Source organism: Neisseria musculi (assembly GCF_014297595.2).
In the GTDB taxonomy this organism is placed as follows: domain Bacteria; phylum Pseudomonadota; class Gammaproteobacteria; order Burkholderiales; family Neisseriaceae; genus Neisseria; species Neisseria musculi.
The window spans coordinates 2,692,955-2,711,395 of the sequence record NZ_CP060414.2 but is presented as its reverse complement, the minus strand read 5'-3'; the positions used below and the strand labels follow the sequence as shown (position 1 = coordinate 2,711,395).

The window sequence follows — 18,441 nt, the reverse complement described above, 5'->3', positions numbered from 1 at the left end:
GCAGCAGCGGTTTTCCGTTTGACAATAACCACGCAAAGGATTCAGGAAAATGATCGAACTCTTAACCACAACCACCATGCATCCGCGCGAAGCCTCGTTGATTTCGCTGTTGATTGTGGCGGTGATGGGCATCACGATGATTGGTTTCGGCTGGGTGCCGCATATTTCGATTGTGCTGGTGATGTGCGGCCTGTTTGCCTATGGCAGGATCAGGGGGCAGGATTTTGCCGCAATGCAGAAAAGCATGGCCGAGGGGGTGGTGTCGGGCATCGGTGCGATTTATCTGTTTTTCTATATCGGCCTGCTGGTGGCGGCTCTGATGATGTCGGGCGCGATTCCCACCTTGATGTATTACGGTTTCGACCTGATCTCGCCGCATTTTTTCTATATCTCGGCATTTATACTGTGTTCGGTTATCGGCATTTCGCTGGGAAGCGGCTTTACCACCTGCGCCACGGCCGGCGTGGCTTTTTTGGGCATGGCAGAGGCGTTTGATGCCGACCCCGCCATTGTGGCGGGCGCAGTGGTTTCCGGCGCGCTGTTCGGCGATAAAATGTCGCTGCTCTCCGACACCACCACCATTGCCGCTTCAATTGTGGGCGTGGATTTGTTCGACCATATCCGCAACATGATGTTTACCACCGTACCGGCGTGGATTCTGACGGCGGTGTTTCTGTGGTTGCTCACCGGCGATGTGGCCGATGCCGATTTGTCGAACATCGCCGTCATGCAGCAGCAACTGCTTGAAAGCGGCTTGGTGCACGGTTATGCTCTGCTGCCGTTTGCGGTACTGATTGTGCTGGCTGTGCGCAAGGTGAATGCGGTTTATACCATCATTGCCACCATTTTCACCGCGCTTGCCATTACATATATCCACAGCAGCCCCACGCTGGAGCAACTGGGCGGCTGGTTTTTCGGCGGCTACAAACCGGCCGAAGGGCTGGACTTGGGCGCAGTAGGCAAGCTGGTATCGCGCGGCGGCATGGAAAGCATGTTTTTCAGCCAAACCATCGTGATTCTCGCCTTGAGTTTGGGCGGCCTGCTGCAAGGTTTGGGCATCTTGCCCGCCTTGCTCGCCGGTGTTACCCATCTGCTCACAGGAGTGGGACGAGCAACCCTTGCGGCAGCCTTCACGGCTTTCGGTATCAATTTTTTAATAGGCGAACAATATCTGAGCCTGCTGCTCACCGGTAACACTTTCAAGCCGCTATACAGACGTTTGCAACTGCACCCGCGTAATCTGGCCCGCACGATCGAAGATTCAGGCACAGTGATTAACCCTCTGGTGCCTTGGGGCGTATATGGCGTGTTCCTTGCCGGCATACTCGGTGTACCGGTAGTGGATTATGTACCCTACGCCTTTTTCTGCTACCTAAGCCTGATTCTCACCCTGATCTACGGCTTCACAGGCTTTACCATCAGCAAGCTCCCGCAGGAGTAGGAAGCATTAACTTGAACAGGCAGTATCTCAGTATCTGTTGATACTGCCTGTCTACAAGTGAATACAAACCGAATGCTTGAATACAAACCGAATGCTGTTGATGACCTAAAAAACAAAATCATCCAATTATTAATTAATAAGCTTCTAAAAATGTTATTAAAAAACAATGGTCTGACGTAGATTAACCCTAAATACTAAACCCAGAACTGTTAACTGCTCTTTTGGCAAACCGAAATTAAAATGAAAATCACATTCTTTCAAGAATAACGGAAAAGATTGACGAAAGATTGGCGGTCAATTCCATTATATTTTCGTAGAACGCGCTGTGCCTGATTTCGGAAATTTTCAATGCTGTTGATATGGTCTTGACGGTCTGCAAATGATTGATACGGTGATGGGTAAACTCACTCATATCAAGCACATCATAGCTTTTATAACAGTCCGTACAGACGATGCCGTCAGGCATGACTTTTCGTTTAATAACAGGAAGCAAATGTCTTTCTTGGTGTTTTCAACTACGATAGTAAAGACTTTGCCGTTACGTTTCGAATGCCAAAGACAGCAACTTTACCCGCAGCTCCACCAGCATGTTTGCCTTTACGTTGTCGGCCAAAATAACTTTCATCCGGCTCAGCGGAAACACAAAAACTTCGTCTGCTTTAAGATCCAGACGGTAGGCAGTAACTTGGCGGATTTTTCGGTAAAACAATCTGGCTGAGTTGGACTGGATACCGAGTATATTGGCTGCTGAACGTGCTGTAATTTCCAATACAAAAAATTGAAGCAATTTTCTCTGTGTAGATTTACCGTGTTGCAATGGGTTATTTAAAAATAACCTACTGCTTCACTTTGTAATCAATCACTTCCGATGCTGCTGAAATAACCGACACAATGCCTGAAGCATTAACTCCGCCTATCTGAAATTCAGGGTATGGTTTTATTATTTACACAGACCAACCACTTTCTTATCCAGCATATCAGAGCTAAACGCGGGCACAGTACATCAGACAAAATCTTAGTCTTCGAAATATTTGAAGTGTAACGGTACTAGTCTATACCGAAATCACACCTAACGCACCAAAGCTCCTATTAATTAATACTCATACACAACCATATTTTTACTGACAACATGGTTTACACCGATAGCAGGAGCGTATATGGCAAAATTATAGATATGAATAATTAAAAGTATTGCTGGCATCCATTATAGTCTCAATGGATTTGTTTGTAAAAATTAGCATATTAACAGTATTGATTCTTTCGAGTATTATACCAAAGAGTAGCTTGCCAAGTTTTACAGCACCCAGAAAGACGTGTTTCACCTACATTTGAAAGAAGCTGAATTTTAGTTAACCATTTCTTTTAGTTAACCATTTCTATGAAGACTTGGATAAAATATTGATGAAAATATTTCGAAATAGCTCTATTTAATCCTTTTGCTTCCCAAACCCTTAAATTAAGTTTTCACTGTATACCAGTCTAGTTCTCTACTAAGTTGAAAATCCTAATCTTAGCGTAGAGGCAATAAAAGGTAAAACCTCTCTCAGTTTTACCTTTTATTTATTGATATATTTGGGTGTTTAATGGATATCTTTCCAGTATTCTTTTTTCAGGAAATACGCCAAGGGCAACATCACTGCTATCAGGAAAATCAATACGATGTAACCCGTACGTTTACGCTGTAATTGTGCCGGCTCACCCATGTACACCATAAAATTCACCAAATCACGTGCATAATCATCATATTCTTTGGTAATCACTTTACCGTTAGGCAGTTTACGCGTTTGCAGACCTGTAGATTCCCAGTACAGTTTGGGAACTAAGTTACCATGTGCATCTTTTGTCATCACAGGCTGGCCTTTTACATCCAGTTCAACTGCCTGCACTCCCTGTTGCTGCCACAGAGGGTGTGGCATAGCAGCATTCGGCAGAACAGTATTGTTCCAGCCGGTCGGTCGGGTCGGATCTTTATAGAAGCCGCGCATATAGGCATAGAGATAATCTGCACCTCGTGAACGGGCAATCAACGATAGATCGGGCGGTACTGCTCCAAACCACTTTTTCGCATCTACCGGATCAATTGCCGCATGCATAACCTCGCCCACTTTATCAGTGGTAAACATTAGATTGTTTTTAATCTCATCTTCAGTCAACCCGATATCCTGCAAGCGGTTAAAGCGCATTGCCGATGCGGAGTGACACGACAAGCAATAGTTGGTAAAAATCTGCGCGCCGCGCTGTAGGCTCTCTTGGTTGCGCAAATCAATTTCAACCGGTTCATAATTTCCACCGCCTGCTGCAACTGCCACGCTCATCGGAGCTGCCAGCAACAGGGCAGCAAACCAGTTTTTCAATGTTTGTTTCATTTTCGCCGCCCTCATTAAATCAAAATTGCAAACAGGTATGCACCTACTACGGCAATAACGCTGTAAACGAAGAACATAATTTTCTGTTTGGTTGTACTCATGGTTACGCGGTCAGGCACTTCGCGGTCTTTATCCATTTTGGTATAGAACGGCATACCCAAGAAGAATGCAAAGTAAATGACTGACAGAATACGCGCCACAATGGTACGGGTGTCGGTAGCTACCAAAGCACCCAAGATACCCAAACCGATGAAAGAAATAATAAACAACACCAGCATGGTTTTAAAAATCGGACCACGGTAACGGATGGATTTTACGGGAGAGCGGTCAAGCCACGGCAGCAAGGCAATCAACACTACGGCCGCTCCCATACCGATTACACCCCAAACCTGAGTGCCGAAAAACGAAGGAATCGCGCGCAAAATGGCATAGAACGGCGTGAAATACCATACCGGGGCAATATGCGCAGGCGTTACTAACGGATTGGCTGCATCAAAGTTGGGCTTTTCCAAGAAATAACCACCGCCTTCGGGAGCAAAAAACATAATGGCACAGAATACGATCAGAAATACCACCACGCCCAAGATATCTTTCACAGTGTAGTAGGGGTGGAAAGGAATACCGTCAAGCGGAACGCCGTTTTCATCTTTCAGCTTTTTGATTTCCACACCATCGGGATTGTTGGAACCCACTTCATGCAGCGCAATCAAGTGGGCGGCAACCAAGCCTACCAACACCAGCGGCACGGCAATCACGTGCAGGGCAAAAAATCGGTTGAGGGTAACATCAGAAACGTTGAAGTCCCCACGAATCCAAGTAGACAAATCAGGGCCGATAACGGGAATAGCGGCAAACAGATTAATGATTACCTGCGCGCCCCAAAACGACATCTGTCCCCAAGGCAGAAGGTATCCCATAAAGGCTTCGGCCATCAGAGCCAGGAAAATCAGCGAGCCAAACACCCACACCAGCTCGCGCGGCTTTTTGAACGAACCGTAAATCAGGCCGCGGAACATATGCAGATACACCACCACGAAAAACATGGAGGCACCGGTGGAGTGCATATAGCGGATAATCCAGCCGCCTGAAACATCGCGCATGATGTATTCCACCGCCGTAAATGCAGCGGGGAGGTTGTATTGGTTCAGGTTGCCGTCTGGTTTATAGTTCATAGTCAGGAAAATACCGCTGACAATTTGAATCACCAGCACCAGCATGGCCAGCGAACCGAAGAAATACCAGAAGTTGAAATTTTTCGGCGCGTAATACTCGGTTACGTGCTCTTTCATCATTTTAGACAAAGGGAACCGTGCGTCCACCCAGTCTAACAATGCTTTTGCTTTGTTATTGGTTTGGTTTGCCATGATAAATCCCTTTTATTTATCGTCGCCCACCAAAATGGTGGTATCGCTCAAGTATTTGTAGGGCGGAATAATCAGATTGGTCGGAGCGGGAACGCCTTTGAACACGCGGCCGGCCAAGTCGAATTTGGAACCGTGGCACGGGCAGAAGAATCCACCTTTCCAATCGGCACCCAAATCAGCAGGGGCGATATCGGGACGGAAAGTCGGCGAACAGCCCAAATGGGTGCAGATGCCGATGGCCACGAAGATATTGGGCTTGATGGATCGCAGCTCGTTCTTGGCATATTCGGGCTGCTGGTCAACTTCCGAATTCGGGTCGGCCACAGCACTATTGAGCAACGGCAGATCTTTCTGCTGCTGCTCCGTGCGGTTCAGCACCCAAATCGGCTTACCCTGCCACTCGGCGGTAACAAGCTGGCCTGCTTCGATTTTGCTGACATCCACTTCGATGGGCGCACCCGCTGCTTTGGCTTTTTCCGAAGGGAAAAAGCTCGCCAGAAACGGCACCGCAACGCCTGCGGCGGCGGCACCGCCTGCAGCGGCTGTCGCCAGCGTCAAAAAGCGGCGGCGGCTTTGATTGATTTCTTGATTTTCCATTCCAGTCATCCTAATGATATGGGAATACCGAGCCATTAAACCATTTAATTCTACCTGATTTTATAGGGATACTTAAAGTACTATTTAAAATAAGGTAAAAGTTTTACGGCATTTCTTGATTTTATGCAGGGTTCCGTTCATCAAAAAAAACCGTTTCGATGCCGAACTCCTGCGCAAGGGCGGCTCCCAGCGCCTGTATGCCGTAGCGCTCGGTGGCATGGTGGCCGGCGCTGACGAACACCACGCCGGTTTCATTGGCAAGGTGGAACTGCGCTTCGGATATTTCGCCGGTAATATAGGCATCGGCACCCTCCTCTATGGCCGTCTGAAAAAAGCCCTGCGCCCCGCCGGTGCACCATACGATGCGTTTGATAATCCGCTCACCGCCCACGGCGACAGGCGTGCGGCCGAGCCGGCTTTGCAGATCTGCGCACAGTTGCGCCGTTGTTTGCGGGGTGTTCAGACGGCCTGCATTGAGCAGGTTTTGTTCGCCGAAGCGGTATTCGGTTTCCCAGCCCATCAGCCCGGCCAATTGAGCGTTGTTGCCCAACACAGGGTGGGCATCCAGCGGCAGGTGGTAGCCCGCCATATTGATATTGCCGGCCAGCAGGGTGGCAATGCGGTCTTTTTTCCAGCCTGTAACGGTAACCGGCTCGCTTTTCCAAAACAGCCCGTGGTGTACCAGCAACATATCGGCACCCTGCTCTACTGCGTAAGCGGCAGCGGCGCGGCTGGCAGTAACGGCGGTAACAATTTTGAAAATTTCTTCCCTGCCTTCGATTTGCAGGCCGTTGGGGGCATAATCTTGATATAAATCGGTTTGCAGGGTTTGCTTGCACCAATCGAGTATGGCTTGGCGTGTACTCATGCTTTTTCCTTGCGTGAAAAGGTAATTGTGCGGATTTTTCCAGACAGCACTTTGACGACAGGCAAATTCGCGCTGATTTCTGCAGTTTTTATTACACAGCGCGATGCCGGCTGCCGCCCGCAACAAGCCGCCCTGCCGCAAAAAGCGCATTATATACAAACCCGCATGGCTCCGTTAGAATTACAGCCGTCTGAAAAATCATCATAAGGAAGCCGCCATGACCCGTATGGTTCACTGCGTGAAGCTGGGCAAAGAAGCCCCCGGCATGAAATTCGCCCCGCTGCCCAATGCCTTGGGCAAACGCATTTTTGAAAACGTATCTCAAGAAGCGTGGGATGCCTGGACCCGCCACCAAACCATGCTGATTAACGAAAACCGTCTCAGTCTCGCCGACCCGCGCGCGCGCGAATATCTGGCGCAGCAGATGGAAAGCTACTTCTTCGGCGACGGTGCCGACCAAGTTCAGGGTTATGTGCCGCAAGGATAACCGCCCTCCCGCAAACAGCAGGCAGGCCGTCTGAAACATTCAGACGGCCTGTTTTCCACACCGGCAACACGCGCTGCCTGCCTTCAGGACAATGCCGCATAACCCGGCTTCCGCCCGATGCCGCAGCAATACACCACACAGCAAAAATCTCCCGAACACTGCGCAGCTGCGGAGTCCGAATCATAGAACCGCCTCCGTTTTTTTCAGACGGCCTGCCTGCCGTTTGACACCGGCTTTCCGCAGCAGATTATTTTTCAGCATGTAAACCTCCCGCCGCTCCGCTGGCACCCGACTCCGACCAATGCCGCATACCGCTGTGTGAATCCGCGCATTTCCAGCGCAAAACAGCAAGCCGCACGCCATGCGGATAACAAAAAACCGACTCTGTTTACAACTGTTGGGAAAGTCGGGCGTTGCACTTTTTCTACCAAGCAGCTTGTTTTTGCAGAAGCGGCGGTTTCTTGATTGTGCGTATACTCGAAAAGATGCGGCTTCGCCGCACCTTTGCACCCGGCAGTCTCTCAACCTTCAAAAACCCAAAACAGCCATTAAAGAAAAAAGTTTAAAAAAATACAATAGGATAAATAACATTTTAACGGCAATAAAACCGGCGCGGAAGCAGCCGGCTATATTTCCCGCAGGACAGGCAGGCTTTGCCGTAGTTCAAATCGAACGGCTGCAAAACGGCCCGGGTATCCCTCTGCCCGGCGGCTGTAATCTTAAAGTTGTTAAACCAACATCAACTTTTTTCAGACGGCCTAAATTATAATCGCACCACTCCACCATTGATTTCCTGTTATGTCTGTACACAACTGGCTGGCCGCCGTCCGTTTGCGCACCCTGCCGCTGGCCGCAGCCTCAGTGCTCTGCGGCGTGCTCACCGCCGCGCTGCAGCACCGGAGCAGTTTTACCGTGTCTGCCCTGTGCCTGCTTACCGCGCTGTCGCTGCAGATTCTCAGCAATTTGGCCAACGATTACGGCGATGCCCGCCACGGTGCCGACACCGCGGCACGCAAAGGCCCCTCGCGCATGGTCGGCTCAGGCCGCATCAGCCCCGCCACTATGATCTGCGCGGTTAGGCTGACGGCGGCGGTTTCCTGCCTGCTGGGCATCGCGCTGCTTGCGGTTGCCCTACCGGCCATTTCGGCTGCCCAACCGCAAAGCTGGTTGCTGTGGCTGCTTATCGGAGCCGCTGCCGTGGCGGCTGCCTTTGCCTACACCGCTGGAAAAAAACCCTATGGATACATGGGCCTGGGTGATTTTGCGGTATTGGTGTTTTTCGGCTGGCTGGGTGTGTTGGGTACGGAATATCTGCACACAGGCCGTCTGAACGCCGCATCATGGCTGCCCGCCACCGCGCTGGGGCTGTGGTGTGTGATGGTGCTGAATATCAACAATATGCGCGACATCGATTCAGACCGCCGCGCCGGCAAAAATACCGTTGCCGTACGCCTGGGGCTGCGCCGCGCCAAAATCTACCATACCGTGCTGCTGGCGGCTGCCGCTGCCGCATGGGCGCTGTGGCTGCCGCTGTATTTCAACGGCAGCCTGCTGCTGTTAAACGCCGTTTTGCCGGCGGTCTCGCTGGTTCACTTGAATTTACTGAAAAAATCCCAATCCAGCAGTGAATTGGATAAACTTCTGCCGCAATGGAGCATCACGGTTTTACTGTGGATATTGCTGTTATGGCTGGCCGCGCCGCACTATGGCTGAATCGGTGGAATAGCGGCTGCGCGCACGCCTTGTACCGCATTCCAATAATAGCGATAACCGGTGTTTCAGACGGCCTTGCTTTCGAGCCGCCCTGCACTTTAATTCCGGCCGGCCGCCGCAACCGTTTCAGACGGCCTGCTCCAACGCCGGAAAATAACTAACCGACTGTAATAATTTTCAGCTAAAATCTTTGATTTGCTGTTAAAATCCAAACTCTTTTATTTTCACGCACGCAACAGGAGCCAACGCCATGCAAAACGATGTTTACCGCTACACACAAACCGCAGGCGCGGTGCAGAAAAGCACCGTATTGCGCAAAACCTACGCCCTGCTAGGCATTTCATTCATTCCCTGCGCCCTCGGTGCATTTATCAGCAGCCGGGCCGGCATCAATCTGTATGCCATGTTCGGCAACCGCTGGATTGCGTTCGGCGCGGTATTGGCCTTTTTCTACGGCATGTGTTACTTAATCGAAAGAAACCGCCACAGTAACGCCGGCGCGGCATTGCTGATGGTGTTCACCTTCGGCATGGGTGTATTGGTCAGCCCGCTGCTGCAATACAGCCTCAGCTTCGGCAACGGCGCGCAGATTGTCGGTACCGCGGCCGTCATGACTGCAGCCGTGTTCTTCACCATGTCGGCTCTGGCGCGCCGCACCAAAGCCGATATGAACAGCCTGGGCCGATTTCTGATGGTGGGCGTAGTGGTGTTGATAGTAGGCATGGTAGCCAATATGTTCTTGCAGTTGCCTGCTCTCTCGCTCGCGCTCTCGGCCGCTTTTGTGGTGTTCAGCTCGCTGGTGATTATGTGGCAGACCCGTACCGTTATCGATGGCGGTGAAACCAGCCACATCAGCGCCGCTTTAACCATCTTTATCTCTATCTACAATATTTTCAGCAGCCTGCTGAACATTCTGCTCTCCGTTGCCGGCGAAGATTAATCCGCCCGGTAAAACGGCCGGGGCTTACAGAAACAGCCTTGATGCCGTCTGAAAAGCCTAACGCCGTTATTGCCGCCTGCGCAGAAAGGACGGCGTTAAATGTTGGAAAAGGTCGGGTTGTTTACACTTTTTATGCCAAACAGCTTTTGTTTTTTTACTGGAATGATGGTTTCGTGATTTTCGAGCATTCTCAAGAACGATGCGGCTTCGCCGTGCCTTCCGGCATCTTTGCCCGCCCCAAAACGGGTTTTCATACAACGGACAGTATAACAACGGCGGGGTTTGCTGCACCCGGGGCCGTCTGAACAATATCTTTCAGACGGCCTTTTAACGTTTTGCCGTTATTTTTATCGTTTTTACCCGCCTTCAGAAAACACCGCACGCAAAAAACACAGCACCCAAACTGCCGCATCCCCTGTTTTCAGACCGTTCCGCAAAACAAGCCCCTGCCCGTTTCCCGCATCACGCCGGCAACGGCTATCAAACCGCCTTTTCTTTGACATCCCCCCCCCCAAGCCTTTATCCTGCCGGGCATCCCGCCTTAGCGCACAACCCCGCCATATTGCCTATGAACACCCGCCCCCTGCGCCGCGCCGTTTACGCCGGCAGTTTCGACCCCCCGACCAACGGCCATTTGTGGATGATACGCGAAGCGCAAGCCCTGTTTGACGAATTAATCGTCTCCATCGGCGTGAACCCCGACAAAAAAAGCACCTACACCGTGGCCGAACGCCGCGCCATGCTCGAAGCCATCTCCAGCGGGTTTTCCAATGTACGCATCACTGCGTTTGAAAACCAGTTTTTGGTCAATTATGCCCACAGTGTCGGCGCCAAATTCATTGTGCGCGGTATACGCACGGCTTCCGACTATGAATACGAACGCACCATACGCTATATCAATTCTGATCTGCACCCCGACATCGCCACGGTGTTTCTGATGCCGCCGCGCGAATTTGCCGAAGTTTCCTCCACCATGGTTAAAGGCATGGTCGGCCCCGACGGCTGGCGCGACATGATACGGCGTTATGTGCCCGTGGCTGTGTACGACAAAATCCTGCAAGACAACCAAAGCCCTTAACGCGCTCTTGTGCCGCAAATACCGCATCAAGCAACAACAGGCAGCGAAGCTGCACGAAACCTGCCCGACTGCCGCTCCGGCAGTTTGCCAAACCGCTTTCTTTAAACTAAGTGCGCGCCGCCGCAACGGAAATACAGCAGGCCTGCGATAAGCGGAGCAAGCCTGCCATCATATAAACCGTCAGGCCGTCTGAAACCATGTTCAGACGGCCTGACGCCTTTGCAGAGTCCGAAAACACCATCATACGTTTATTTGCCGTTATCGGCTGCACCCCGCGCAGGCAGAAATAACGGCGGTTGGGTATTCCGATATTTGTTTAATATTTTTATCCGAACTTTCTCCCATGAGAGGGGGAACGGACACAGCGGGCCGGCGCAGCCGATAACGGCATTGAAGCCTTTCAGACGGCATGAGGGCATTTTTGCAAGATTTCCCGGCCCATACCCTCTCACCCAAACACTTTCACACTTGCCAAACCGCCTAAAACATCATAAGGTTACATAAAACTACAAACCGACCGCACAACGGCTCTGTCTGCAAAGGAATCACCAAATGCCCCGACAACCTACCCAACAACAACTGGGGCGGGAAGTGGCTGGAACCATGCTCGAAGGTTTCAACAAACACTACCGCCTGTTTCGCGAAGTTACCCGGCGCGCCAAACAACTTTTCGAGCAGAAAAACTGGCGCGGTATTCAAGACCTGGTGGCCGAGCGCATTCAGATGTACGACCAGCGCGTGCACGAAGCCGTTGAAACCCTGCGCGCAAAACACGCCGCAGCAGTCCTGAACGATGAAGTGTGGGCGGCGGCCAAAACCGAATATATCGCCCTGCTCGTCAACCACAAACAACCCGAGCTGGCCGAAACTTTTTTCAATTCGGTTTCCACCAAACTGTTGGACAAAGCATATTTCAACAACCAGTTTATCTTTGTAAAGCCCTCCACCAGCACCGAATACATCGATTCCGACCCGCCCGTGTTCCGCCCGTTTTACCCCGGATCGCAGGGGCTGCGCGGCTGTCTGCGCAATATTCTGCACCATTTCGGCTGGAGCGTTCCGTTTGCCTCGCCCGACCGCGACATCGCCAATATCCTGCGTGCCGCACGCCGGTATTTTCAGGCAGAGTGGCCGCCGCAGGAAATGAACCTGCATGTGCGCGTACTCAACTCACCGTTTTACCGCAACAAAGGTGCCTATATTTTCGGGCAGATTATCAACGGCGCCGTGCGCCACCCGTTTGCACTGGCCGTGCTGCACGATGAAACCACAGGCCGTCTGAAAGTGGATGCCGCCCTGTTTGAGGCCGCCCAGATTGCCGTGCTGTTTTCGTTTGCCCGCGCTTATTTTCTAGCGGATATGCCCGTGCCCAGCGGCTACATCCGCTTTCTGCACGATATGCTGCCGATGCGCGCTCCCGGCGACCTTTACACCATGGTCGGCCTGCAAAAACAGGGCAAAAACATCTGGTGGCGCGAGTTTGCCCAACACCTCGAATACTCGCACGACAAATTCATTCCCGCCCCCGGCGTGAAAGGGCTGGTGATGAGCGTGTTTACGCTGCCCTCGTTTCCCTATGTGTTCAAAGTGATTAAAGACACATTCGGCCCCAACAAAGACTTCGACCGCGAATACGTGCGCCAAAAATACCTGTTGGTGAAAAAACACGACCGTGTCGGGCGCATGGCCGACACGCTGGAATTTTCCAACGTTGCCCTGCCCAAATCGCGCTGCCACGAAGCATTTCTCAACGAAATGCGCACCCTTGCCCCAAGCCAATTTGAAGAAAACGAAGAATGGGCCATTATCAAACACGTTTATGTCGAATACCGCCTCAAACCGCTCAACCTCTTTATGCAGCAGGCCTCCCCCGCTGAGAAAGCCGCCGCCGTTATCGACTACGGCTGCGCACTCAAAGAGCTGGCCTCGGCCAACATCTTTCCCGGCGATATGCTCTACAAAAACTTCGGCATGACCCGTTTCGGCCGCGTGATTTTTTATGATTACGATGAAATCGAATACATGACCGACTGCAATTTCCGCAAAATCCCGCCCGCGCCCAACCCCGAATACGAAATGTCGGGCGAAGTTTGGTATCCCGTCAATAAAGGCGATGTATTCCCCGAAGAATTCGGCCCGTTCCTGCTCGGCGAACCCGATGTGCGGCAAGTGTTTCTACAACACCACCGCGAGCTGCTCACCCCCGAATTCTGGCAGGAAAAAAAAGAACGACTGCAAAAAGGGCTGTATGACGATTTCTTCCCCTACCCCCAATCCGCCCGTTTCCACCCCGATCAAACCACCGCCTTAACAAGCAACGCCGATGCCTGATCGTTCAACAGGCTGTCTACCTCATTGCTGACGTAGATTAATAGTTAGGCTACACTCAAAAACGAAGATACCCCATTGCAAGCTACGCAAACCTACTCAACGAAAACTGCTTCAATTTGCAGCTACGGCTTACAAAGCCGTGTAGCAGTTTCAGTTTTTTCTGAATACCCTATAATCCTGTCAGTTGTGATTTAGGTGCACCTGTTACAAAGTTAAAGTCGTATTCAGCCATTGTTTTAATATAGCCAAACAACTTAAAAAAAGAATACAAAAAAGTCATGACATATTCAAAAGACTTCAGACACTCGTCCTCAGCAAGCTCAAACAAGGCTGGGCATACAGACAGGTAGCTCACGAATTCGACGCAGCCTCACCTCCACCTATCCACGCCTGAGGCGTCCGTTATAGTAAAAGCAGAGGTAGCCTGGCTCTTTGGATTTAAATACAGAAACACAATCATCATCTATTCTGACTGTATCGGAAAACCTCATTTCGAAGATTTGATGCAACACAAAAACAGGAATCCAAACTAATAATGCGGCTTAGATACAGAAATAGATACAATCTTTAAAGGATTGGGTTTACTGGAGTCAGGTTGATCCTTTGGTATTTCTGTGTATAGTTTTTCTGATGGTCACTACGTTCTAACGGGATCTCTTGACAAGAAGATCAATTCTTTAGTGATTCATTGAGTAGGTGTGCCTTGCTGTTTTAAGCACTTGAATGACCCTGACTCAACAGAAAAACAGCCTGTAACAGCTGCGAATTGGTGATTTTTACACTACCTACAACAGCTTTACTAGAGTTATCTAAAATATTTTTGAATAATTTTGGTAACCTAAGACAGCCCCATCCAGTAGCAAATAAAAAGTAAAAACGTACCCAGTTTGCCCCCCCTAAAAAACCGAACAGCTTAACCAATCGACTCCCAAAGCCTGAATCCTGTATGGCACAGAACTCAATCCTTTTCATTCCAATTAACCCCATTATGATTGCAGTAACGGATAGATTCGCGCAAAGCCGCTTCCGGTTCGGCAGCGGAAGCGTATTTGCGCGTATGGAAACATTCCGACTTTAACATGCCGGAGAAGCTTTCCACGGCCGCATTGTCCAGACAGTTTTCCTTACGGGACATGCTCTGCACTAATCCTTTGTCTTTTAACTGCTTTTGATAAAAATCCATCTGATACTGCCAACCTTGGTCAGAATGCAGTATCGGTTTTTCAGACGGCCTTATATATTGCACCCCAACAAAAGGGGTGTATTTTTACATTCTACTCCTTTACAAATCGGAACAACCGACTTTTGAAAGGGGTCTCAAATGTCATCAGCCTGCCGTACCATCACGCCCGAACCCGAACGTTTTCCCAAATCCTGCACCGTCCGCGTATTCCGTGAGTCGAACCATGATTGCTTTGCCTGCAAACCGTCAATTTTCCTATACGAAACCCTGTCCCGCCTAATAAAACCCTGTCCGGAGCCGACACATTCGGGCGTATGGCCGTTAAGAAACTGATTGACTGTTATGATGGCAAAAGCGGGGTTTTAATTATAATAATTTTATTAATTTATTGATTATTTAAGGATTCGTGAGATGAGAAATATTTATGTGCGTATTGGTAACTCCGACCGTCCGACTTTGTGCGAAGTTGCTACCTATGACAAAGGCAGGCTGGCGGTTCGGAAAACCGGAAAAGATGGAATTTATAGCGAACTTCCGACCAGAACGGCCAAAAGCCTGAAAGATGCTGTTAAGCAGGAGCAGCGTATTTATACGATGATGTTTCAGCTTAAAACACATAGGCCGTATAGGGGTTTTGAGATGGCGTGCAGAACGTACGGAACCAAACCCGACCCCGCCCGTTTCGGCGGCGGTTGGAATCTGCAGCTAATCGAAGCCGGAAAAATCATGCTCACAAAAAACGAACCTGCAAACCCATGCCCGCATGGTTTTGGGTTTGCCGGCCAAATCCATCACGATTTGGCTTTGCCGGCCTGCAAATTAGGCGGCCAATCTTGGATTGAAGCGGGGGGTGTGTCCATGAGTACCCGCTGCTGCCCCGAATGCCGCCAGTACCGCCAAACGTCCGCTTTTTCGGGCGTTTTGGGCTGCGTCTGTGATGTATGCGCCGTAGCGGCGCAAAGCGCGAAGCGCGGCGCGCTTTCTTGTCTTAATAGTAACAACTGCATCGGGAATCATGCTGCAGGCATGAAAGGCAGTAAAAACAAGCAATTGCCAAAATTTCATGAAAGGTTTGAAAGCGAAGCGGCAAAAGAGAGCGCAAAACTGAATGTGTTTTCGACTTCGCACAAGAAATCTGCAACCGCGTTGGAATTAAACGTACACCAATTCATACAAACATTTGGCCTAAACCATGTCGGCTTTTTAACTCTAACCTTTGCCGATGACGTGCAGGACGTAAAAGAAGCCGGCCGCCGCTTTCACAGTCTGCGCACAAACTTTCTGAGTAAACATTTCAAACACTGCATCTGCGTGTATGGGCGCACCAAGAAAGGCCGTATTCACTTCCACCTAATCGTAAACACCCGTGAAGATATACGGCGAGGGCTGAACTTTGCCGCCGCCCGTGGCTACCAAAGTGCCAACCCCGCATTGCGCCGGCTTTGGAAGCGGATACGCGAAAACGTGGGCAGATACGGTTTCGGCCGCGCCGAACTGCTGCCGGTCAAAACCAACAGCAAGGGTTTGTCGCATTATGTCGCCAAGTACATTGCCAAGCATATTGACAGTCGTTTTCCCGAAGACAAGGGCTATAGGCTTATCCGCACCACCATTGACAAAAAAAGCCTTTGGAAGATTGCCACATCAAACTTTTCGTTCCGCTCTGCCGGTTCGGCCCGATGGCGGCGCAAGCTGCAAAACCGGGGTGTGGCCGTTGGGCCGTATCTCAAAAGATATGCCGTTGAAGTCAGGGGATTGGTGATACCCGATATAACCGAAGAGAATTACAACATCGTTTTAAGTGAAACCATCAGCCCCAAATGGGCATTTTTGAACCGCGGAATTATCGGAAAGCGGCCTTAAGAAAGGAAAAGCCATGAGCAACAAAACCCCAACCCCGCAGCCGCCCGTTCAAGGCATTTACATGACCGCCGCCTTTGACCACCGCATGATGGTGAGAGAGCGCAAAAACGATGACGGCAGTTACAGCAAAACCAACTCTTGACCGTGCGCGTATTCCCGTGTGCTTTTAAAGACCACGTTTACTACTCTGACGAAAGCTGAACAAAGATTCAGGGCCTGGGCGGTGTGCCTTGAATTGACCCTTTAAACACTGCCAACCTGTTTTTACTTACTAAACTTTGAAAGGAAAAAATCATGAAAAACCTGAAAGACAAAATGTACAAAGGCTTGGCCGTTGCCACAATGGCCGCCATGCCTGCCGTTGCATTGGCCGATGATGCCAATCTGCTGGAAACCATCAAAACCGAAATCAGCGGTTTGAAAGCAGGCGTTTTGGCGATTGGCGCGGTGGTAGTGGGCATCTCTATTGCCTTTGCGCTCGTGCGCATCGGCAAACGCGGTGCAGACTCTGTAGGCTAAGGTGCAGTCATGGGTTATCAGGTAGGCCGAATCTGCCATCAAACGCATGAAGAAGCAACAAACGCCGTGATGACCCAAGTTGTGCCGACAAAATACGGCAATCAGGTAAAAGTGCCGTCAAAAATTACTCAGACGGCCTGTGCCGCAATTATTGCGGGTGCAGTCGGCAGTGCAGCTTCAAAGGCCGTTGATATTTATTCTGAACAATTGGGAAGTTCGATTAAACAAGGTAATGACTTGGGTGCCGCGCATCATGCCGTTATGACGGCAGGAGCCACATTGGATAATTTGCCGGGGGTGGTGCGATTTCTTCTGTTGCCAAGGGTATCGGGCGCGGTCTCGGTACGTTGCCGTCTGAAAACGGCAGCGGTTTGAGTTTATCCGATTTGGGTGTGGAATTGAGAAAATCTGCCTCAGCCGCCGCCCAATCAGCGGCAGAAACTGCGGGAATTGCGGGGTTTGGGGCAGCGCCCCATAAAGGCATAAAGCCCCAAGCCCTGATAGATTCAGGCGGATACATCAGGGCTTGGCGTTTGACGAAACACCAAGCAAAGCCCCCGACTTCGCAAGTACGGCCGATGTTCAAAACATGTCCCAAAGATTGAAGCGGGGGCTTACCCCAATCATCAAGCTTGAACACTATCTAAGGCGCAAAGCCCGCATTGATAAGGTAAAACACCATGTACTTGGGAATAGACGTGAGCAAAGTAACCATAGACTGCCGTCTGATTTCAGACGGCTTTTTTTACGAACACCGATTCGGAAACAGCCCCACAGGTTAAGCCGAGCTGAAAGCATGCTAAACGGCCATAACGCCAACCCAAGCCTGCACTGCTGCTGCGAAGCAACGGGAACCTGCTATAGACCGCCGGCCGAATATCTCAACAGCCATTACAAAATGAGCGTGGACAACCCAAGAAAAATAAAAGGCTTCGCAAACGCCGTATTGCAAAGAAGCAAAACCGACAAACAAGACGCAAAACTCATCGCCCGCTACTGCAAGGCCATGAACCCCGAAACATGGCAGCCGCAGCCGTCCGAACAAAAACAGCTTCAGGAACTGACCCGCTATATAGCTCGCATCAAAAAACAACGGGCGGCAGAACTGACCAAGTATCAAACAGCCCCCAATTACTTGAAACGGCACATAAAGGCAACGATAGACTACTTGAGCCGCTATTTGCAGACGCTTAAAAAAGACTTGCAGAGCTTTTACAAAGCCAATCCCGATTACGACAAAAACCGCCAACGCCTGAAAACCATCACAGGCATAGGCGAAAACACCGCCGCCGTTTTGCTCTCGACCATAACATCACGCTTTGATACCGCTGCCCAACTGGCCGCCTATTTCGGTTTGGGTCCAAAACGGCATCAGCCGGGAACAAGCGTAAACGGCAAAGAACGGATTTCAAAGGTAGGCAAGTCCGACTTAAGGGCAGCCCTATACATGCCCGCATTGGCCGCCTACCGCATGAACGCCTTTCCCGCCTTTATCGGCCGTCTGAAAGCCGGGAAAAAACCGCCGAAACTCATCATTGTTGCAATTATGAGAAAGCTCTTGACTATCGCTTTCCACATTTTGAAAAACCAAACGGAATACGACAAAACCCGTTACGGATTAACAGCATAAATTAACAATACCAAACAGAAAAATGCCCCGCAAAAGCAGGGCACGGCTTGGTTGTTGCCGA

18 protein-coding genes and 3 pseudogenes are annotated in these 18,441 nt (G+C 50.4%); 13 read left to right on the top strand and 8 right to left on the bottom strand.

Annotated features, from left to right (window positions below; translation table 11 throughout):
- Positions 1-49 precede the first annotated feature (49 nt).
- Positions 50-1,441, top strand: coding sequence for a Na+/H+ antiporter NhaC family protein (locus H7A79_RS13990; protein WP_187000562.1), 1,392 nt, complete (start codon positions 50-52; stop codon positions 1,439-1,441).
- A 156-nt stretch (positions 1,442-1,597) separates the two neighbouring features.
- Here H7A79_RS13990 and H7A79_RS13985 read toward each other — a convergent pair.
- The 5 genes and pseudogenes from H7A79_RS13985 to H7A79_RS13965 all read right to left on the bottom strand — a co-directional run bounded on the left by H7A79_RS13985 (position 1,598) and on the right by H7A79_RS13965 (position 6,636).
- Positions 1,598-2,258: pseudogene (locus tag H7A79_RS13985) on the bottom strand (IS1595 family transposase).
- A 763-nt stretch (positions 2,259-3,021) separates the two neighbouring features.
- A complete protein-coding gene (locus H7A79_RS13980) occupies positions 3,022-3,807 on the bottom strand; it encodes a cytochrome c1 (RefSeq protein ID WP_187000561.1) in 786 nt (261 codons plus the stop codon).
- A 14-nt stretch (positions 3,808-3,821) separates the two neighbouring features.
- Complete coding sequence (locus tag H7A79_RS13975) at positions 3,822-5,171, bottom strand: cytochrome b (protein ID WP_135034053.1); 1,350 nt, start codon at positions 5,169-5,171, stop codon at positions 3,822-3,824.
- Positions 5,172-5,183: 12 nt separating this feature from the next.
- Complete coding sequence (gene petA, locus H7A79_RS13970) at positions 5,184-5,768, bottom strand: ubiquinol-cytochrome c reductase iron-sulfur subunit (protein ID WP_135034052.1); 585 nt, start codon at positions 5,766-5,768, stop codon at positions 5,184-5,186.
- 121 nt (positions 5,769-5,889) lie between these two features.
- Positions 5,890-6,636: a Nif3-like dinuclear metal center hexameric protein gene (locus tag H7A79_RS13965; protein WP_187000560.1), complete on the bottom strand. Its 747-nt coding sequence runs from the start codon at positions 6,634-6,636 to the stop codon at positions 5,890-5,892.
- Between the two features lie 217 nt (positions 6,637-6,853).
- On the opposite strand from H7A79_RS13965, the gene H7A79_RS13960 reads away from it, so the two are divergent.
- From H7A79_RS13960 to coaD, 6 genes are all read left to right on the top strand, one after another.
- Positions 6,854-7,123, top strand: a complete 270-nt coding sequence (locus tag H7A79_RS13960) for an oxidative damage protection protein (protein WP_135033305.1) — start codon at positions 6,854-6,856, stop codon at positions 7,121-7,123.
- A gap of 361 nt (positions 7,124-7,484) precedes the next feature.
- Positions 7,485-7,892 (top strand): hypothetical protein, encoded by a 408-nt coding sequence (locus tag H7A79_RS13955; protein ID WP_187000559.1) that lies wholly within the window; start codon positions 7,485-7,487, stop codon positions 7,890-7,892.
- A 29-nt stretch (positions 7,893-7,921) separates the two neighbouring features.
- Complete coding sequence (menA, locus tag H7A79_RS13950; protein WP_187000558.1) at positions 7,922-8,836, top strand: 1,4-dihydroxy-2-naphthoate octaprenyltransferase; 915 nt, start codon at positions 7,922-7,924, stop codon at positions 8,834-8,836.
- Between the two features lie 250 nt (positions 8,837-9,086).
- Positions 9,087-9,776, top strand: a complete 690-nt coding sequence (locus tag H7A79_RS13945) for a Bax inhibitor-1/YccA family protein (RefSeq protein ID WP_187000557.1) — start codon at positions 9,087-9,089, stop codon at positions 9,774-9,776.
- Between the two features lie 38 nt (positions 9,777-9,814).
- Entirely contained in the window at positions 9,815-10,081 is a 267-nt protein-coding gene (locus tag H7A79_RS13940; RefSeq protein WP_187000556.1) for a hypothetical protein, read from the top strand.
- Between the two features lie 263 nt (positions 10,082-10,344).
- Positions 10,345-10,854 carry a pantetheine-phosphate adenylyltransferase gene (coaD, locus tag H7A79_RS13935; protein ID WP_135034047.1) on the top strand — a complete coding sequence of 170 codons (510 nt, stop codon included), beginning with the start codon at positions 10,345-10,347 and terminating at the stop codon, positions 10,852-10,854.
- A gap of 106 nt (positions 10,855-10,960) precedes the next feature.
- On the opposite strand, the gene H7A79_RS13930 is transcribed toward coaD, so the two are convergent.
- Positions 10,961-11,098, bottom strand: a complete 138-nt coding sequence (locus H7A79_RS13930) for a hypothetical protein (RefSeq protein ID WP_167742991.1) — start codon at positions 11,096-11,098, stop codon at positions 10,961-10,963.
- Positions 11,099-11,406: 308 nt separating this feature from the next.
- Between H7A79_RS13930 and aceK the strand changes: the two genes are divergently transcribed.
- Positions 11,407-13,185 (top strand): bifunctional isocitrate dehydrogenase kinase/phosphatase, encoded by a 1,779-nt coding sequence (aceK, locus tag H7A79_RS13925; RefSeq protein ID WP_187000555.1) that lies wholly within the window; start codon positions 11,407-11,409, stop codon positions 13,183-13,185.
- A gap of 958 nt (positions 13,186-14,143) precedes the next feature.
- Here aceK and H7A79_RS15270 read toward each other — a convergent pair.
- Together H7A79_RS15270 and H7A79_RS15265 are read right to left on the bottom strand one after the other, a co-directional pair.
- Positions 14,144-14,266, bottom strand: a complete 123-nt coding sequence (locus H7A79_RS15270) for a hypothetical protein (RefSeq protein WP_434968549.1) — start codon at positions 14,264-14,266, stop codon at positions 14,144-14,146.
- Positions 14,242-14,410, bottom strand: a pseudogene (locus H7A79_RS15265) (IS3 family transposase); the annotation flags it as partial. The gene H7A79_RS15270 and the pseudogene H7A79_RS15265, both read right to left, overlap by 25 nt.
- 879 nt (positions 14,411-15,289) lie before the next feature.
- On the opposite strand from H7A79_RS15265, the gene H7A79_RS13915 reads away from it, so the two are divergent.
- The 5 genes and pseudogenes from H7A79_RS13915 to H7A79_RS13895 all read left to right on the top strand — a co-directional run bounded on the left by H7A79_RS13915 (position 15,290) and on the right by H7A79_RS13895 (position 18,380).
- On the top strand, positions 15,290-16,231 hold the full coding sequence (locus H7A79_RS13915; RefSeq protein ID WP_187001580.1) for a rolling circle replication-associated protein: 942 nt from the start codon (positions 15,290-15,292) through the stop codon (positions 16,229-16,231).
- A 13-nt stretch (positions 16,232-16,244) separates the two neighbouring features.
- Positions 16,245-16,373: a hypothetical protein gene (locus H7A79_RS13910; RefSeq protein ID WP_281384923.1), complete on the top strand. Its 129-nt coding sequence runs from the start codon at positions 16,245-16,247 to the stop codon at positions 16,371-16,373.
- A gap of 152 nt (positions 16,374-16,525) precedes the next feature.
- On the top strand, positions 16,526-16,750 hold the full coding sequence (locus tag H7A79_RS13905; RefSeq protein ID WP_187000500.1) for a hypothetical protein: 225 nt from the start codon (positions 16,526-16,528) through the stop codon (positions 16,748-16,750).
- Positions 16,751-16,759: 9 nt separating this feature from the next.
- On the top strand, positions 16,760-17,125 hold the full coding sequence (locus H7A79_RS13900) for a hypothetical protein (protein WP_187001756.1): 366 nt from the start codon (positions 16,760-16,762) through the stop codon (positions 17,123-17,125).
- 305 nt (positions 17,126-17,430) lie between these two features.
- A pseudogene (locus H7A79_RS13895) lies at positions 17,431-18,380 on the top strand (IS110 family RNA-guided transposase).
- Positions 18,381-18,441: the final 61 nt, after the last annotated feature.